This is a genomic window from Halolactibacillus alkaliphilus (assembly GCF_900115465.1).
Taxonomy (GTDB): domain Bacteria; phylum Bacillota; class Bacilli; order Bacillales; family Amphibacillaceae; genus Halolactibacillus; species Halolactibacillus alkaliphilus.
The window spans coordinates 24335-39421 of the sequence record NZ_FOWN01000009.1 but is presented as its reverse complement, the minus strand read 5'-3'; the positions used below and the strand labels follow the sequence as shown (position 1 = coordinate 39421).

General features: G+C 38.1%; 15 protein-coding genes. 5 read left to right on the top strand and 10 right to left on the bottom strand.

All coding sequences use genetic code 11. From position 1 onward, the window contains the following. The first annotated feature begins 77 nt into the window (after positions 1-77). From typA to BM163_RS05645, 5 genes are all read left to right on the top strand, one after another. Positions 78-1898 (top strand): translational GTPase TypA, encoded by a 1821-nt coding sequence (gene typA, locus BM163_RS05665; protein WP_089801063.1) that lies wholly within the window; start codon positions 78-80, stop codon positions 1896-1898. A gap of 302 nt (positions 1899-2200) precedes the next feature. Continuing rightward, a complete protein-coding gene (gene glgP, locus BM163_RS05660) occupies positions 2201-3814 on the top strand; it encodes an alpha-glucan family phosphorylase (protein WP_089801061.1) in 1614 nt (537 codons plus the stop codon). A gap of 125 nt (positions 3815-3939) precedes the next feature. Next, positions 3940-4329 carry a GntR family transcriptional regulator gene (locus BM163_RS05655; RefSeq protein WP_089801133.1) on the top strand — a complete coding sequence of 130 codons (390 nt, stop codon included), beginning with the start codon at positions 3940-3942 and terminating at the stop codon, positions 4327-4329. Beyond that, on the top strand, positions 4329-5198 hold the full coding sequence (locus BM163_RS05650; protein WP_089801059.1) for an ABC transporter ATP-binding protein: 870 nt from the start codon (positions 4329-4331) through the stop codon (positions 5196-5198). The genes BM163_RS05655 and BM163_RS05650 overlap by 1 nt, the downstream gene beginning before the upstream one ends. Then, entirely contained in the window at positions 5195-5818 is a 624-nt protein-coding gene (locus tag BM163_RS05645) for an ABC-2 transporter permease (protein WP_089801057.1), read from the top strand. Before BM163_RS05650 ends, BM163_RS05645 begins: the two co-directional genes overlap by 4 nt. Positions 5819-5859: 41 nt before the next feature. Here the strand turns inward: BM163_RS05645 and BM163_RS05640 are convergent, their stop codons facing one another. From BM163_RS05640 to BM163_RS05595, 10 genes are all read right to left on the bottom strand, one after another. After that, complete coding sequence (locus BM163_RS05640; protein ID WP_089801056.1) at positions 5860-6312, bottom strand: DUF4825 domain-containing protein; 453 nt, start codon at positions 6310-6312, stop codon at positions 5860-5862. A gap of 44 nt (positions 6313-6356) precedes the next feature. Continuing rightward, positions 6357-7688 (bottom strand): ABC transporter permease, encoded by a 1332-nt coding sequence (locus BM163_RS05635; RefSeq protein WP_089801054.1) that lies wholly within the window; start codon positions 7686-7688, stop codon positions 6357-6359. Next, entirely contained in the window at positions 7688-8377 is a 690-nt protein-coding gene (locus tag BM163_RS05630; RefSeq protein WP_089801052.1) for an ABC transporter ATP-binding protein, read from the bottom strand. Before BM163_RS05630 ends, BM163_RS05635 begins: the two co-directional genes overlap by 1 nt. Before the next feature lie 295 nt (positions 8378-8672). Continuing rightward, complete coding sequence (locus tag BM163_RS05625; protein ID WP_089801050.1) at positions 8673-9461, bottom strand: hypothetical protein; 789 nt, start codon at positions 9459-9461, stop codon at positions 8673-8675. 30 nt (positions 9462-9491) lie between these two features. Then, positions 9492-9998: a hypothetical protein gene (locus BM163_RS05620; protein WP_089801048.1), complete on the bottom strand. Its 507-nt coding sequence runs from the start codon at positions 9996-9998 to the stop codon at positions 9492-9494. Positions 9999-10728: 730 nt separating this feature from the next. Next, a complete protein-coding gene (gene ehuA / locus BM163_RS05615) occupies positions 10729-11499 on the bottom strand; it encodes an ectoine/hydroxyectoine ABC transporter ATP-binding protein EhuA (RefSeq protein ID WP_089801045.1) in 771 nt (256 codons plus the stop codon). A 27-nt stretch (positions 11500-11526) separates the two neighbouring features. Then, positions 11527-12225 (bottom strand): ectoine/hydroxyectoine ABC transporter permease subunit EhuD, encoded by a 699-nt coding sequence (gene ehuD, locus BM163_RS05610; RefSeq protein ID WP_089801043.1) that lies wholly within the window; start codon positions 12223-12225, stop codon positions 11527-11529. Beyond that, the gene (ehuC, locus tag BM163_RS05605) at positions 12225-12884 is read right to left on the bottom strand and encodes an ectoine/hydroxyectoine ABC transporter permease subunit EhuC (protein WP_089801041.1); all 660 of its coding nucleotides are present in this window, start codon (positions 12882-12884) and stop codon (positions 12225-12227) included. The genes ehuD and ehuC overlap by 1 nt, the downstream gene beginning before the upstream one ends. Positions 12885-12969: 85 nt before the next feature. Further along, the gene (gene ehuB, locus BM163_RS05600) at positions 12970-13842 is read right to left on the bottom strand and encodes an ectoine/hydroxyectoine ABC transporter substrate-binding protein EhuB (RefSeq protein WP_089801039.1); all 873 of its coding nucleotides are present in this window, start codon (positions 13840-13842) and stop codon (positions 12970-12972) included. A 564-nt stretch (positions 13843-14406) separates the two neighbouring features. Beyond that, complete coding sequence (locus BM163_RS05595) at positions 14407-14979, bottom strand: HD domain-containing protein (RefSeq protein ID WP_089801037.1); 573 nt, start codon at positions 14977-14979, stop codon at positions 14407-14409. Between the last annotated feature and the right edge of the window lie 108 nt (positions 14980-15087).

Here is a 15087-nt window from a genome sequence, read left to right as displayed (position 1 = left end):
GATGTTGCTTTTATGCTATACTTACTCAGTTAAACTGTCAGTTGAGGTTTTTTTACACAAAGAGGAGATGTTTAGGGATGCAATTAAGAGAAGATATTCGTAACATAGCAATTATTGCCCACGTTGACCACGGAAAAACAACGTTAGTCGATCAATTGTTACGTTATTCAGGCACGTTTCGTGAGAATGAACAAACCGATGACCGGATGATGGATTCGAATGATATCGAACGTGAACGTGGAATTACCATTTTAGCTAAAAATACCGCGATCAATTACAATGATACGCGTATTAATATTTTAGATACACCAGGTCACGCCGACTTTGGTGGAGAAGTTGAACGTATTTTACGTATGGTTGACGGTGTATTACTTGTCGTTGATGCTTACGAAGGCTGTATGCCACAAACACGTTTTGTGTTGAAAAAAGCTTTAGAACAAAAATTACGACCTGTTGTTGTACTAAATAAAATTGATCGTCCTAATGCGCGTCCAGAACACGTCGTAGATGAAGTGTTAGATTTGTTTATCGAACTAGGTGCAGATGATGAGCAATTAGAATTTCCTGTTGTTTATGCATCCGCATTAAATGGAACTTCAGGTGATGCACCGGATACACAAGAAGAGTCTATGGAAGCAGTCTTTCAAACGATTATGACAAATATTCCGGCGCCAGTAGATAACTCAGAAGAACCATTACAATTTCAAGTCACGTTACTTGATTATAATGATTACTTAGGTCGTATCGGTATTGGTCGTGTGATTCGTGGGTCATTAAAAGTTGGTGAGCAAGTCACATTGATTAAAAAAGATGGTTCGACGAAAAACTTCCGTGTCTCTAAAATCTTTGGTTTCTTAGGACTAAAGCGTATCGAAATTAACGAAGCACGCAGCGGAGACATTATTGCTTTGGCTGGTTTAGAAGATATCAACGTTGGAGAAACGGTTTGTCCAACGAACCATTTAGAGGCGCTTCCTATTCTTCACATTGATGAGCCGACATTACAAATGACCTTCGTAACAAACAACAGTCCATTTGCTGGTCGTGAAGGGAAATACATTACGTCACGTAAAATTGAAGAGCGTCTTATGCTTCAGTTAGAAACAGATGTTAGTTTGCGTGTTGATCCAACAGATTCACCAGACGCTTGGGTTGTATCAGGTCGTGGTGAGTTACACTTATCTATTCTCGTTGAGAACATGCGCCGTGAAGGTTTTGAATTACAATTATCTAAGCCGCAAGTTATTATTAAAGACGTTGATGGTGTGAAGTGTGAGCCTGTTGAGCACGTTCAAGTGGATGTTCCAGAAGAACATACAGGAGCTGTCATGGAATCGCTTGGTTCTCGTAAAGGTGAAATGGTCGATATGGTAAACCAAGGAAATGGTCAAGTAAGACTTGAATTTAAGATACCGTCACGTGGTTTAATTGGTTACTCAACGGAGTTCTTAACTCAAACACGTGGTTATGGTATTATCAATCATACATTTGATAGTTACCAACCGGTTGTTAAAGGTAAAGTCGGTGGTCGACGTCAAGGCGTGCTTGTTTCTTTAGAAAATGGTAAAGCATCGACTTACGGTATTATGAACTTAGAAGATCGTGGGATTATCTTTGTTGATCCAGGCACAGAAGTTTATGCTGGGATGATTGTTGGAGAGCATAACCGAGATAATGATCTTACAGTAAATATTACTAAAGAGAAACACCTAACTAACGTTCGTTCAGCGAATAAAGATCAGACGTCAACCATTCGTAAAACGCGTCAATTAACATTAGAAGAAGCGATTGAATACTTGAATGATGATGAATACTGTGAAGTAACACCAGAATCGATTCGTTTACGTAAGAAGATTTTAAATAAAAACGAGCGTGAAAAAGCATCCAAAAAGGGCTAATGTTCACGATTAAATAAGATGAACCAACAAAAAAGCAGGACTTAACGGTCTTGCTTTTTTGTTTGGTTACATTACTTTTGGGGAATAACAACAAAAGTAAGTAAAGAGAAAGGTTTGATGTGTTAAACGTCGTGTTTTTAAAAAACACTAACGTGGTTAAAATGTAAATAATGCAACCGCTTTCTCAAAAATACTAGCCAAAAGTAAAAAGTTAGTGTAGGATAGAAGGTGTAGATTGATTGCGCTTTCAAAGTGTATCAACAAGCATTGTATCAAGCTAATCATATGAAGGAGGAATTGTAATGACGAATAAAGATTCACGTGTAGCATACTTCTGTATGGAGTATGGATTAGACACAAGTATGAAAACGTATGCAGGTGGCTTAGGAATTCTCGCAGGTGACTATTTAAAAGGTGCTAAAGATCATGGTTACCCAATGGTAGGCATCGGCATCAAGTGGAAACAAGGGTATACTGATCAGCGAATCGATGAAAATGGTAAGCCATATGATAGTTATCACAATTATGAGTATGATTTCTTAGAAGATACGGGTGTGACAGTTGATGTAACTATTCGAAAGCAAAACATTACGTGTAAAGTATGGAAAGTTGAGCAATTTGGCAACGTGCCATTATACTTATTAGATACAGATGTACCTGGTAACCCTGAATCTTGGATTACAGGTCAACTTTATGGTTGGTTTGGTGAAGAACGTATCGCACAAGAAATGGTCTTAGGAATTGCGGGTGTACGTGCGTTACGCAAATTAGGCCATGATATTGATGTGTATCACTTTAACGAAGGTCATGCTTTATTCGCAGGGTTTGAATTAATGCGGGAAAAGATGGGCCAAGGCCTAGATTTTTATGAAGCGTGGCGTCAAACCCGTGAAGAAACTGTCTTTACAACGCACACACCTATTGTAGAAGGAAATGAGTCGCACCCAATTGAGAAACTGTTATACATGGGCGCAGCCAATGGCTTAACGGTCGAACAACTTGTTGAAATTGGTGGTGCACCGTTTAATATGACAGTAGGTGCTTTACGACTATCACGAATGTCAAATGCTGTAGCTGAATTACATGGTGAGACCGCAAATAAAATGTGGGCGCATGTTGATAACCGTTCAGAGATTATTCCTATTACAAACTGTATTCACCGCCCAACGTGGGTAGATGAAAAAATGTTAGACCTTCAAGAAAGTGGTGGGGACTTGTGGTCACGTCACTTAGAAAATAAACGTGCGCTCATTGACTTTATCGAAGAGCGCAATGGCGTGCGATTGAAAGAAGATAAGTTAATTATCGGTTTTTCACGTCGTGCCGCACCATACAAGCGAAGTGACTTTATTTTCACGGATGAGTCAATCATTGGTCCATTACTAGAATCTGGTGATGTGCAAATTGTTTTCTCTGGAAAAGCACACCCGCTTGATGATACTGGAAAAGGCATTGTTTCTTCGCTCGTGAAGATGGCGACAAAATACCCACATGCAGTTGTGTTCTTAGAAAACTATGATATGACCATTGGGGCAATGTTAACACGAGGTTCTGATGTTTGGCTAAACAACCCACGTCGTCCAAAAGAGGCAAGTGGAACGTCAGGAATGAAAGCAGCGATGAACGGTGTCCTAAATTTAAGTACATTAGATGGTTGGTGGCCAGAAGCATGTGAACACGGTGAGAATGGCTGGCAATTCGGTGATGGCTTTGAATCTGAGGATGTTGAAGCATTAGATAAAAATGATTTAGATGCGCTTTATCGTATACTGCAAGAAGACGTGCTCCCAACATTTTATGATAACCGAGATAAGTGGGTTCAAATGATGTCGCGCAGCATCGCGTCTACACGTGACCGATTTGCGGTAAAACGTATGCTCGAAGATTACTACGACAAGTTGTATGCTAAAAACTAATAGAATATAATCAATGATTGATAAGCGTCTCCTTTTACGAGGGGGCGCTTTTTCATTTTTAAAAAACAGTTGACATGTCTGTTTATTTTGTATATTTTGTATATATACAGAAAGTTGGTGAAACGATGCGCTTAGTGATTCATAATCAATCAGATGCGCCTATTTTCAAACAAATATATGATCAGATTAAATCGCAAATTATTGCGTGTGAATTAAATAAGGATGAGGCTTTGCCCTCAATCAGACAACTCGCAAAAGACTTAAAAGTTAGTGTCATTACAACAAAACGTGCCTATGAAGAGTTAGAACGTGATGGATTTATTTACACGATGGCCAAGCGGGGGTCTTATGTAAAAGGCATGAATCCGTCGCTTATTAAAGAAGAGTACTTAAAACAAATCGAAAACCATCTACAAGACGCGCTGGATTTGGCCGGCACTGTCGGTATATCAATAGATGAACTAAAAGCGTTACTGGATGTATTAAAGAGTGAAACGGAAGGAGGACGTATGTGATGTATGCGATTGAATTAACGGATGTTTTTAAGCAGTTTAATAACTTTAGTATAAATAACCTTCATTTAACGATCCCGATGGGATCAATTGTGGGACTAGTTGGTGAGAACGGAGCAGGTAAAAGTACGACATTACATATGATTATGCAGGCAATAAAAAAAGATAGTGGAACGATTCATGTCCTTGGCGTTAATAATGAAGCGGATGAATTTTTAGAAGTAAAACAGAAGATTGGTGTTGTTTTAGATGAAGCCTATTATCCTGAAACGCTTACAGCGAAAAGGATTCGGATCATGTTGAAAGATATTTATCATGCATGGGACGATGCCGTCTTTGATCATTATATGACACAATTTAAGTTACCATATAACCAAGTGCTTAAAGACTTTTCACGTGGAATGAAAATGAAATTACAGCTGGCCGTTGCCTTGTCGCATCAAGCAGAATTACTCATTTTAGATGAAGCAACGAGTGGATTAGACCCGATGGTGCGTGAAGAAATTTTGGATATTATTAATGAGTTTACTCGTGATGAGCGTCACACGGTCCTTTTATCGTCACATATCGTCAGTGACTTAGAAAAAAGTTGTGACTATATTGCTTTCTTAGACAAAGGGCGTCTTAAGTTCATGGAAGAAAAAGACGGGTTACTGGAACGATATCGAATATTAAAGGTGGCACCAGAAGAAGTCAATGCCTTAACCATTAATCGAGCTGCGATTAAAGGCCAGCGCACTAGTCGTTATGCGGTTGAGTTGTTGGTGGATAAAGATGCACTTTCATCGTCGGACACGATATTTGGTGATTTAGAAAAAGTGACATTAGAAGATGTGATGATTTTGATGACGAAAGGAGTGAAGCGACCGTGAAAGGGTTACTGCTAAAAGATATTTTTACGTTAGAAAAACAGATGCGGGTGCTCCTTATTGTCATTGTCGGGTTTGCACTTACTCCAGCATCTAATATGATTGGTTTTACCATGATTTATGCGCTTATTATTCCGATTTCTTCATTTGGTTATGATGAACGTGCCAAATGGGACCAGTTGTTGCGGATGATGCCGATACATGGAAAAACGATTGTCTTAAGTAAATACGTCCTTGGCTATGGTTTTTTTGGTCTGATTAGTGTCATCATTTTAATTGCACAGTTTGTTTATCACGCCTTTGGTTATCAGAATTTATCGTTAGTGTCATACCCGGTTTTTCTAGTGAACGTAATAGTCATGGTTTTAACAGCTTTAATCGCATATGCTGTGCTCATGCCATTTATTTTTAAGCTAGGGATGGAGAAAGGACGGCTTGTCTTCGGGGCCGTCTTTGCGATAATTTTGTTCTTAACCTTCCCGATGTCTTTTTTTCAGATTGTTTCTGATGGAATCTTTGTATCCTCTTGGTTTATCTGGATTCTTTTATTGCTTGCCATCGTTGTTAATATTGGCTCAATAAAACTAAGTCAAAGATTTTACAGTCAAAATACCCATAGTTAAAACACGCGCCTGACTATAGAAGGAGTCAGGCGCGTGTTTCATTAAGGAGCGTATGTGTCATATAAATAGTTATTCACTTTTTGTTCGTTGATGTTTTCAATCTTATTGAGTGCTTTTAAATCTTGATCATACATATTACGATTGGTATGGATCACTTGATTGTTAAAGTTAAAAGATACATAATCCACATTTTTAATTAAGTAATAGAGGTAAACAGACTGTTGGTGCACCTCTTTATTGATTGCTTGAGGTGTCAATGCGTCACTGTTTTCTTTATAGTATAACTCAATACCATAAGGTTCTTCTTCCGTCTGAAGTTTAAAGCGATCAACTTCATTCAGCGTTGTAACACGTTGGGCAATATTGATCACGGCGCTATTATCACCAATATAGGCATCTTTGTACTGGAAGACAGAAGTATCTTTTTCACTTGAGTCGCTACAGGCAGTTAAAGCAATCAGACAACATACTAATAGAACTAATTTTTTTATCATGTTCTTCCTCCATTCTTCAAATGATTTGTGTAGCGTCTCTTTTTTTATAACTCGCGTCTTAATGCGCTTAAGACATCAATTTTTGTTGCTTTTTTAGCTGGTCGTGAGCCAGATATTAACGTGACTAAAAGACAAATTGTATAAGCAATTATGACAAGTGTCCAAGGAATACTTGAGAACTGAAAGCCATCGGGGAGTTGCTCTTCAAAGACGGCTTCTAAAATCATGGGTAACCCGATATTCACTAAGAAACTGATGAGGTAACTCACCAAGGTACCAATGGTCGCGCCCATAATTCCAATGATACTGCTTTCAAGCAAGAAGATTTGTTTAATCGTCTTTGGACTAGCACCAATCGCTTTCATAATCCCGATGTCTGGTGCGCGTTCAGTTACTGCCATTGTCATTGTATTAAAGATGCCAATCGAAGCAATAATAACGGCAATCGCGCCAATGAAAATTAAACCAGCCTTAGCGATGGTAAACAGCATGTTGATCTGTTTTAGTTCTGAGGCCACTGAGTAACCATAATAACCCTCATCGTTGATAGTCTTTGTAAGTGTTTGAATATTTTCTAAATTATTCGATTGAATCGTCACTTCATCATAGTAAAACGTCAAATCCATCGGTTCTTCTTGGAAATACAATTCCCCACCAGGGGTGCCAGTATATTCACTGACCGACTGATAAAAGTCAAAGGTCGTATAAAGTGTTTGGTCTTGTTGCCATTCATTCGCTGGTTCAGCTGTCACTCCAACAATGGTTACTTGGTATGTTTTTTCTTCTGTATCTGTCTCGTTGATTAATCGTGATACGGTAAGGTCAATTGTTTCACCAATGACCGCGCCTTGGTAAAGAGTGTCGTCAATGCGTTCACCGTTTTCATCATACATATCTTCAGGATCGGTATCTTCTTTTAATAGTTGTTCATAAAAGTGATACCCAACAACAACTTCATCACTTGATGTGGCGTATCGTCCATCTTCAAGTGGTGTACCACCTGTTTCTAATGCGCCCATATCAACTGCGACGGTATGAGGGCTCGTTTCATAACCGTTAAGTGAGACACGTGGAGACTGGCGAAGATAACTTTGTTTTCTAACGGCACGAACGTGCTCAAGCGACTGGAAATAATCGATGTCTTCATCCGTAATTCCTTGACTATTTGGATCATCTTTCCCGTAAATTTGGACTTGATTGACTGTTTCTTGTTCGAGCACATCTTTAATCAAGGTGTCATGTAAACCGAAAGCAACAGAAGCCAAGACAATTAAGAAGGCTGTCCCCATAGCTGTCGCGAGCACGGTCATAAAAATCCGCATTTTATTCTTTTTCATATTTTCTCTCACGAAGTAAAGCTGATCTTTAAATAACATTACTTCACCTCCTGATCGATAAGGGCGCCGTCATGCATCATCAGTGAGCGGTGACCAATTTTGGCGACTTCGTCATCATGCGTGATAATGAGGAAGGTGATATCAAGAGAGTCATTTAGCTCTTTAATGAGGTGAAGCAGGTCTTCTTCTGTTTCAGAATCTAAGCTCCCTGTCGGTTCATCTGCTAGAATAATGAGTGGATTTAAGACAAGGGCACGTGCGACGCTGACCCGTTGCTGTTGACCACCGGAAAGTTCACTCGGATAATGATGTTCAAACCCCTTGAGACCGACTTTTTCTAATGTTTCTAATGCTTGAATTTTACGGGCGGTTTCACTCACGCCTTGTAAAATCAGCGGTAATTCAACATTTTGATAAGCGGTCATGGATTGGATCAGTTGAAAGTTCTGAAAGATAAAGCCAATTGTGCCAAGGCGAAACTCGGCGAACTGTGCTTCTGTAAAGTTGCTCACATCCGTTCCGTTAATCGTGATGGCCCCGCTTTGTCTCGGTAAAAAACCACCAATTAAATGTAGCAATGTGGATTTACCAGAACCACTCCGACCAACTAACGTTACAATTTCACCTTTAGTTACTGAAAAACTCACGTCTTGTAAGACAGGAATGACGGTTTTCTTATCTTTTTTCCCAAGTTCAAACTGATGGGACAGTTGTTTTACTTCAATCATATTTATTCCCTCCATTTACTGTTCACTGTCTGTGACGAGCTTGATAGAAAAAAAGATGCATAATATTAATCATTAGAAAGTCTGAACTTCTTGAGGTTCAGTAAATTAAGGCTTAAAGGAATAAAATATAACTACAAAACATCGGTTATACATTTATCAAATCACCCTTGTTTAAATACAAAAATAGCGTTAGTGAGTTATGTTTTTCAACTCACTAACACTACATATTGTACAAACTTAATACTTTCTTTTTAAACACTGAATCCTGATTTTGTACTTAATGAAATTTGTTCATCTAATTAATTATTTTTTGGATTTTTTCCTCATCGGGAATTAAAACACCGTAAATGACGTCGTGCATATTATGAAAGTAATCCTGTCCGTTTTTGGAATACTGGAGTATGGGAGTTATAGTATAAAAATCGTATGCCTTTTCTTCTTCAAACGTAGATATTATAATATCATAATTTTCCTGTTGTTTTAATTCTGTACTTTCATCAAAGCTATAATTCAAGTTTTTATTTAAATCATAAACTTTGTTGACATTAATAGTATCGTTGCTTTTGTTCTTGATGCCGACATCTAAACTGGGTATAGGATATCCTATGGTAAATGAATGAATAGTTTCAATATCGTTTTCATGGTAGTTTTTATTATTTACTAATGTAATTTCGCCAATGCTATATTTTTTTGTTTTTTGATTATTAAAGAAAATTAAGATTTCGTTGGCTTTTTCTACATTATCTCCTACTATTTCAGTCTCGACGATAAAATTGAATATATGATGGTCCTTCGTTACCTGTGCTTCTTCTACACTAAACGCTTTTATCCTAATATTTTTATTGTTGAATTCAATATCAGAGATTAATTCAGGTATTAAATTACCTCGACCATGGACTTCACGAGCACCGAAAATATTGAAAGAGATGCTATCTCCCGGAATAATGCAACTTATATAATTATCAGCGAACAACAAATCAAAATCATCATCTTTCGTATCTATGCTTAAAAAAAATACTAATAATAAAAGAACAAGAAGAATTAATGTGCTGAACCTAATTATATTTCTCTTTTTCATAATCATCACTCAATTCCCGTATTTTTCTTTTTATGTTCATTGATAAACAACTTGTAAATAGGTATCTTTAGTTGGTGCATAGTGGTATCCGTATGTTACGTTGAAAGGATCTGACCACCCCATAGTATGCCAAACTTTCACATACCTTCTATTGAAATCACTATAAAACCCTAATTTACTAAATTTTGAAGAATTTGCTGGAATAGTAATTGCTACTGCAAAGGAAGTACTTACACTATTAGAAACCCCGAGTTTACCTGATATAACTTTTGCACTTGCACTAAGATCACCGGAAATTGTTGAAGTAGTAGTTTGATTTTTACTCCAAGTATAAGAGCTTGCTTTCGCCCAAGATGATGTCAGATATCTAACAAATCGCTTCGTTTTTACTGGTCCTGAGATAACGGAAGTATGAACAGTTGATGTCCAACTAGGAGAAACAATCTCTTCTCCAAGTGATTCAACATTAGAAAGATTTCCTTCAATTTTTATAATATTTCCTTCGTATGCGGATACTGTGTGTGGGATTAAAAAACCAAACAAATCATTGATACAAAAACAACAAATTTTCTCTCCAAAAAATCACTTCCTAATTAATTATGTTTTTTTAAGCTACACTGCTAATTTCAGAATCTGTAAAAAAGGTATTCATATCCAAATTAATAACTTTACAACATTAGCACCTCCATTCGTTTTTGTATAAAGGTTATGCTAACTATAGTTCGACGTAAGTTTTTGTAATTCCTGCAATTTATTTTTAAAAATTTAAAATAATCTGAATTGTTTGTGTGTTATTTATGCTTCCTAATGTTTCATGGCATCCATAGCTCTATTATCATAATCTATTAATTCAGTCTGTTGTAAAATGAAATGCACAACCCATTAGCTATTAAAAAGCCATGTATCGATTGGGTTTATACACGCATAAGGAAATTGCTGACGTACTAGGAGTGCTCCAATCAATAATTTCTCGTAAATTAAAGAACCAGTCAAACTTATAAACGGTAAAAGAGAACATTACTAGATCTGCTTTGCTGACGTCGGACACATGTGTACAGAGAGAATCGTGAACACTAGCTCACAAATAGGATGTAACAGATGTTGAGAAAATAGGTTTATAGTGTTTGGGGCATAGAAAAACCCATGCTCAGTTGAACGAGCATGGGTCATCTTCGTGGTATCATTTTGGAAGACCCTTCGTCAAACATTCGTTAGAAATTTAAGCGGGAATAGTTCAATTCATATAGTATCTTTTTCGTTCTTCTAGCTATTACTAGCCACGGAAACGACTTAAGAACTCTTGCACCCGTGGGTTTTCTGAATGTTCAATGACATCACTTGCCGAACCTTGTTCAGCAATGACACCGTCATCTAAGAATAAGACTTTATCAGCAACATCAAGCGCAAAGTCCATTTCGTGTGTCACAAGGACCATGGCCATGTCATCATTTTTGGCAATGTCACGAATAACTTCAAGTACTTCACCGACAAGCTCAGGGTCTAAGGCTGAGGTGACCTCATCAAACAGCATAATTTTCGGGCGCATAACGAGCGCACGTGCCATCGCCACGCGTTGTTTTTGTCCACCCGACAGTTGTGATGGGTAGTTATTAATTTTATCACCCAGGCCAACGCGTTCCAACATATCAATGGAACGTTGTTTGACTTCTTTTTTGTTCTCGCCTTTTACATGAATAGGGGCGGTCATGCAGTTTTCTAAAATGGTCATGTGAGGGAACAGGTTAAAGTGTTGGAACACCATGCCGATGTCTCCCCGAATCTCGCGTAAGTGCTTTTCGTCTGCTTCAACCATCTTTCCGTTCTTTTCCATCTTCCATAGGTTTTTACCATCGACGATAATGTCACCATCGGTTGGTTCTTCTAGTGTCATCAACATCCGGATAATCGTTGTTTTACCTGACCCACTTGGGCCTATAACGGCGATTTTTTCGGCTGGGAAGATATCTAAATCAATCCCTTTTAATACTTCCACATCGCCAAATGATTTGTGTACATCTTTATATTCAACAATAGGTTTTGTCATAACGTGCGTCACTCCTTTAAGTTGTCATTATTCGATTGGATCAATGACTTGATTTTTATCAAAACGGGTATTGAGTTTCACTTCTAATTTTTTAATTAATCGCGCAGATGGGTAACTTAACACAAGGAAAATAATCCCGACAATCGTCAGTGCTTCAATTAAGTTAAAATGCTCGGAACCGAAGCTATTGGCCATATGCAAGATCCCGGTGAGTCCAATGGTTGATGCGATTGGTACTTCTTTAAACATAATAATAAAGTAGTTCCCAAGCATCGGAATGGTCGGTGGGAAAGCTTGTGGTAAAATAATTAACCGCCATTTATCCAGTAGTGAGAAGTTTAAAGCAGTTGAGGCTTCCCACTGTCCATTTTCTACACTTTCAATACCCGAGCGGTAAATCTCACCGATATACGTACTAAAGTGAATACCAAAACCAACAACGGCACTCACAAATGGACTGAGTGTCACGCCAACAACGGGAATCTCAGGCCAAGCATAGTAAATGAAAAACAATTGTACTAGTGGGGGTGTTGAACGAATAAATTCCATCACCCAGGTGACAATCCAATTTATATGACGCTCTGGAATGCGGCGTAAGAATGTCCAAACTAATCCGAAAACGAGGGCGAATAAAAAAGCACTTATGGTAACCCCAACGGTAATATGAAGACCTTTTAATATATAGGGCCAAGCTTCAAAGAAACGTTCAAAACTCCAATAACTCATTAATTAGCCACTCCTTTCTTTGAGATGTCCTCTGCTTTACGGGTAAGGAAAATAAGCGGTAAGGCCAGGACGAAATAGAAAATTAAAATGACTAAATAAATCAGGGGTGCTTGTGACAGATTTGAACTACGCAAAATATTTCCGTAGTATAAAATATCATTTAAACTAATTAACGACACGAGTGCGGTCCCTTTTAACATTTGAATCGTATAGTTACCAAACTCCGGTAACATCATCCTTATCGCTTGCGGTAAGATAATATAGCGCATTTTTTGATAACTTGACATATTAAGTGCGATTGCCGCTTCTGTCTGACCGTTATCGACAGCCTCAACAGATCCACGTACGACTTCGGATAAGTAAGCACCGTAGTTCAGTCCGATGGCAATAACCCCAATTATCCAGTTCGATCCTAATGGAATTCCAAACAACATTGGGATAGCATAATACAGCCAAAACAATTGAACGATGAGTGATGTTCCACGAAATACTTCGATGTAAAATCCGGTTAATTTTCTAACAAGCGTATACTTTGATAAACGCAAGAGACCTGAAATAAAACCCATAAAATAAGCTAATAAACTTGAAGCTATTAAGATACTCACTGTGACGAATAAGCCACGTGAAAGTTCTTGTGATATCGAGAGGATATCTTCCATATATTACACACATCCTTTTCTAGTTTGTCTCAAAGGAAAATCCAGCTCCTTTTAAGGAACTGGATCATAAAATTAAGCGTGATCCTTAGTAGTTTTCACCGCTCACAATACTTTCTGTTGTAATGTCAGCACCTGGAAAGTTCGATTCAGGATGGAAACCATTCTTTTGAAGTAACTCTTGTACGGTTCCATTATCTTTTAATACTTGAAGTGCTTCATTATAAGCATCACGTAAATCGTCATTTTCTAAGCTGAATGCAGCAGCGCCATAACTTGGTACCCCTTCAACATCGGGTTGTTCAAATGTTTCTACAAAGTCTAATGCTTCTGTATTGGCGGATTCAAAAGCCATGCGCATTGTCATTTCAGTACCTGTTGTGGCATCAGCGCGACCAGACTGAACAGCAGCAAATGTATCTGGAATACTTGCAGCGTAGGTGATTTGATCATCACTTACACCAGACTGTCGTAAGAAAGCAATTCCTGTTGCCCCCTCCATCACAATGACCGTGATATCTTCATTGGCGGCAATATCTTCAAAGCTTTCAATGCCATGTGGATTGCCAGCTTCAACTACTAGCCCTTCCCCATAGGTCATTTCTGGTTCACCAAACAATACATTTTCAGCGCGACTTGGTGTGATGGCCATTCCTGCAGTAACAGCATCAAATTGCCCTGCTTGGACACCTGGAATTAACTGACCCCAGTCTTGCAGCGAGCCTCTTACTTCTTCAATACCTAATTCATTAAAGACAGCTGCAGCGATATCATAAGCGGCGCCCTTTAATTCACCGTCTTCTTCATATGCATAAGGGTCTTCGTTAGCAAACCCAACAGTGACATACCCTTGTTCTTTTAATTGATCGAGTGATGACCCTTCGTTTTCCTCCCCGTTTCCACATGCGGAAATGAATAGTACTATACTTAATAAAACCAAACCTGTCATAATCTTTTTCATCTTGCTAGTAACCTCCCTATGATTTTCGTGTCTACAAGATATAGTTAGTTTTTTAAAAAAATAATCAATATCTTGTCTCGGACACTCACGTTAATTATGTTAACGTATAAAGGTACCTTTTATCAAAGAGCATAACATCGCATGATTTACGATTAAGGCGTCTGAGTCGATGTCTCAGGTGTATAACTCAGCGATGGTCAAATATAGACGCACATATTAAAGAATACGCCCCTATATGGTAAAAAAGAGGGAGGGGGAATAGATAAACGTTTATCACGTTCTGCTTAAATTCTCTTTCTGTATTTAACTAATAAGGAGCTTGCTATAAGGAACGGGACATAAGCTTTCATTTGAGGTGGGATCTAAATGGATGGGAAAAAGTAGACACTAAGATCGATCGAAGCGCTCGTTTCTCTTAAGTGCTGTATTCTAATAACAATCAGCATAAAGCGCTAATAATGAATAAGCAAAAAGAGACGATCCCGGTGGAACCCTCTCTAAAACAGCAGTCTATAGTATCATTTTACAGCGCATGTCATGCTAAAATATGCCGTGACAGCACTATTAATATTGCGAAGGATCTGCCTCTTGAAATTTCTCTAATAATGCTTGGAATAAATAGAATAATGGATGCCAGTCTTCATCTTCTAAGTTTTCGATAATAGATGCAAAAATTTCTTGGTAATACCATACTTGTTCTTCACGTGTTCCAACAAAACTGTGCCACATGGCATCACCGTGAACCATCTCTTGGTCGATCATGGATTGCAAGTTATCGATTTTATCAGCCGCAATAAGCAACTTAACATCATATGGAACAGTTTTAAATGCTTGAATGCTGTGCTCTTTCCGCTTTTTCCATGATGTTTTTTTATCTAATTCTGTAACATAATCAACATATTCTTTAACATCTTTACCGAAGAGGTGTTCTAGCTCTTCAAAAGTACAGTCTGTATCTTCTACTGTATCATGAAGCAGGGCAGCAATGACAATATCTGTCTCACAGTTATGTTCTTTTAGTAACATCGCAACCCGATAAGGGTGCGCGATAAACGGGGTCTCATCTACTTTCCTCACTTGGTCCTTGTGTTTGTTTGCTGCATACGTAATGGCGCGCATTAATTTATTTCTAATCATGTCGTTTCCCCCTGTGTCAGTGTGTAAGCGAGTCTAACTGGTATTCATATTAAGTAGTCAAATTAGTGCCTTTTTAAAGGTCTATTTTTATAGTCTCTCCTTTATTAT

Excerpts from the sequence above, each read along its gene's own strand:
- typA (WP_089801063.1), top strand. The coding sequence starts at position 78 with ATGCAATTAAGAGAAGATATTCGTAACATAGCAATTATTGCCCACGTT.
- glgP (WP_089801061.1), top strand. The coding sequence starts at position 2,201 with ATGACGAATAAAGATTCACGTGTAGCATACTTCTGTATGGAGTATGGA.
- BM163_RS05655 (WP_089801133.1), top strand. The coding sequence starts at position 3,940 with ATGCGCTTAGTGATTCATAATCAATCAGATGCGCCTATTTTCAAACAA.
- BM163_RS05650 (WP_089801059.1), top strand. The coding sequence starts at position 4,329 with ATGTATGCGATTGAATTAACGGATGTTTTTAAGCAGTTTAATAACTTT.
- BM163_RS05640 (WP_089801056.1), bottom strand. The coding sequence starts at position 6,312 with ATGATAAAAAAATTAGTTCTATTAGTATGTTGTCTGATTGCTTTAACT.
- BM163_RS05635 (WP_089801054.1), bottom strand. The coding sequence starts at position 7,688 with ATGTTATTTAAAGATCAGCTTTACTTCGTGAGAGAAAATATGAAAAAG.
- BM163_RS05630 (WP_089801052.1), bottom strand. The coding sequence starts at position 8,377 with ATGATTGAAGTAAAACAACTGTCCCATCAGTTTGAACTTGGGAAAAAA.
- BM163_RS05625 (WP_089801050.1), bottom strand. The coding sequence starts at position 9,461 with ATGATTATGAAAAAGAGAAATATAATTAGGTTCAGCACATTAATTCTT.
- ehuA (WP_089801045.1), bottom strand. The coding sequence starts at position 11,499 with ATGACAAAACCTATTGTTGAATATAAAGATGTACACAAATCATTTGGC.
- ehuD (WP_089801043.1), bottom strand. The coding sequence starts at position 12,225 with ATGAGTTATTGGAGTTTTGAACGTTTCTTTGAAGCTTGGCCCTATATA.
- ehuC (WP_089801041.1), bottom strand. The coding sequence starts at position 12,884 with ATGGAAGATATCCTCTCGATATCACAAGAACTTTCACGTGGCTTATTC.
- ehuB (WP_089801039.1), bottom strand. The coding sequence starts at position 13,842 with ATGAAAAAGATTATGACAGGTTTGGTTTTATTAAGTATAGTACTATTC.
- BM163_RS05595 (WP_089801037.1), bottom strand. The coding sequence starts at position 14,979 with ATGATTAGAAATAAATTAATGCGCGCCATTACGTATGCAGCAAACAAA.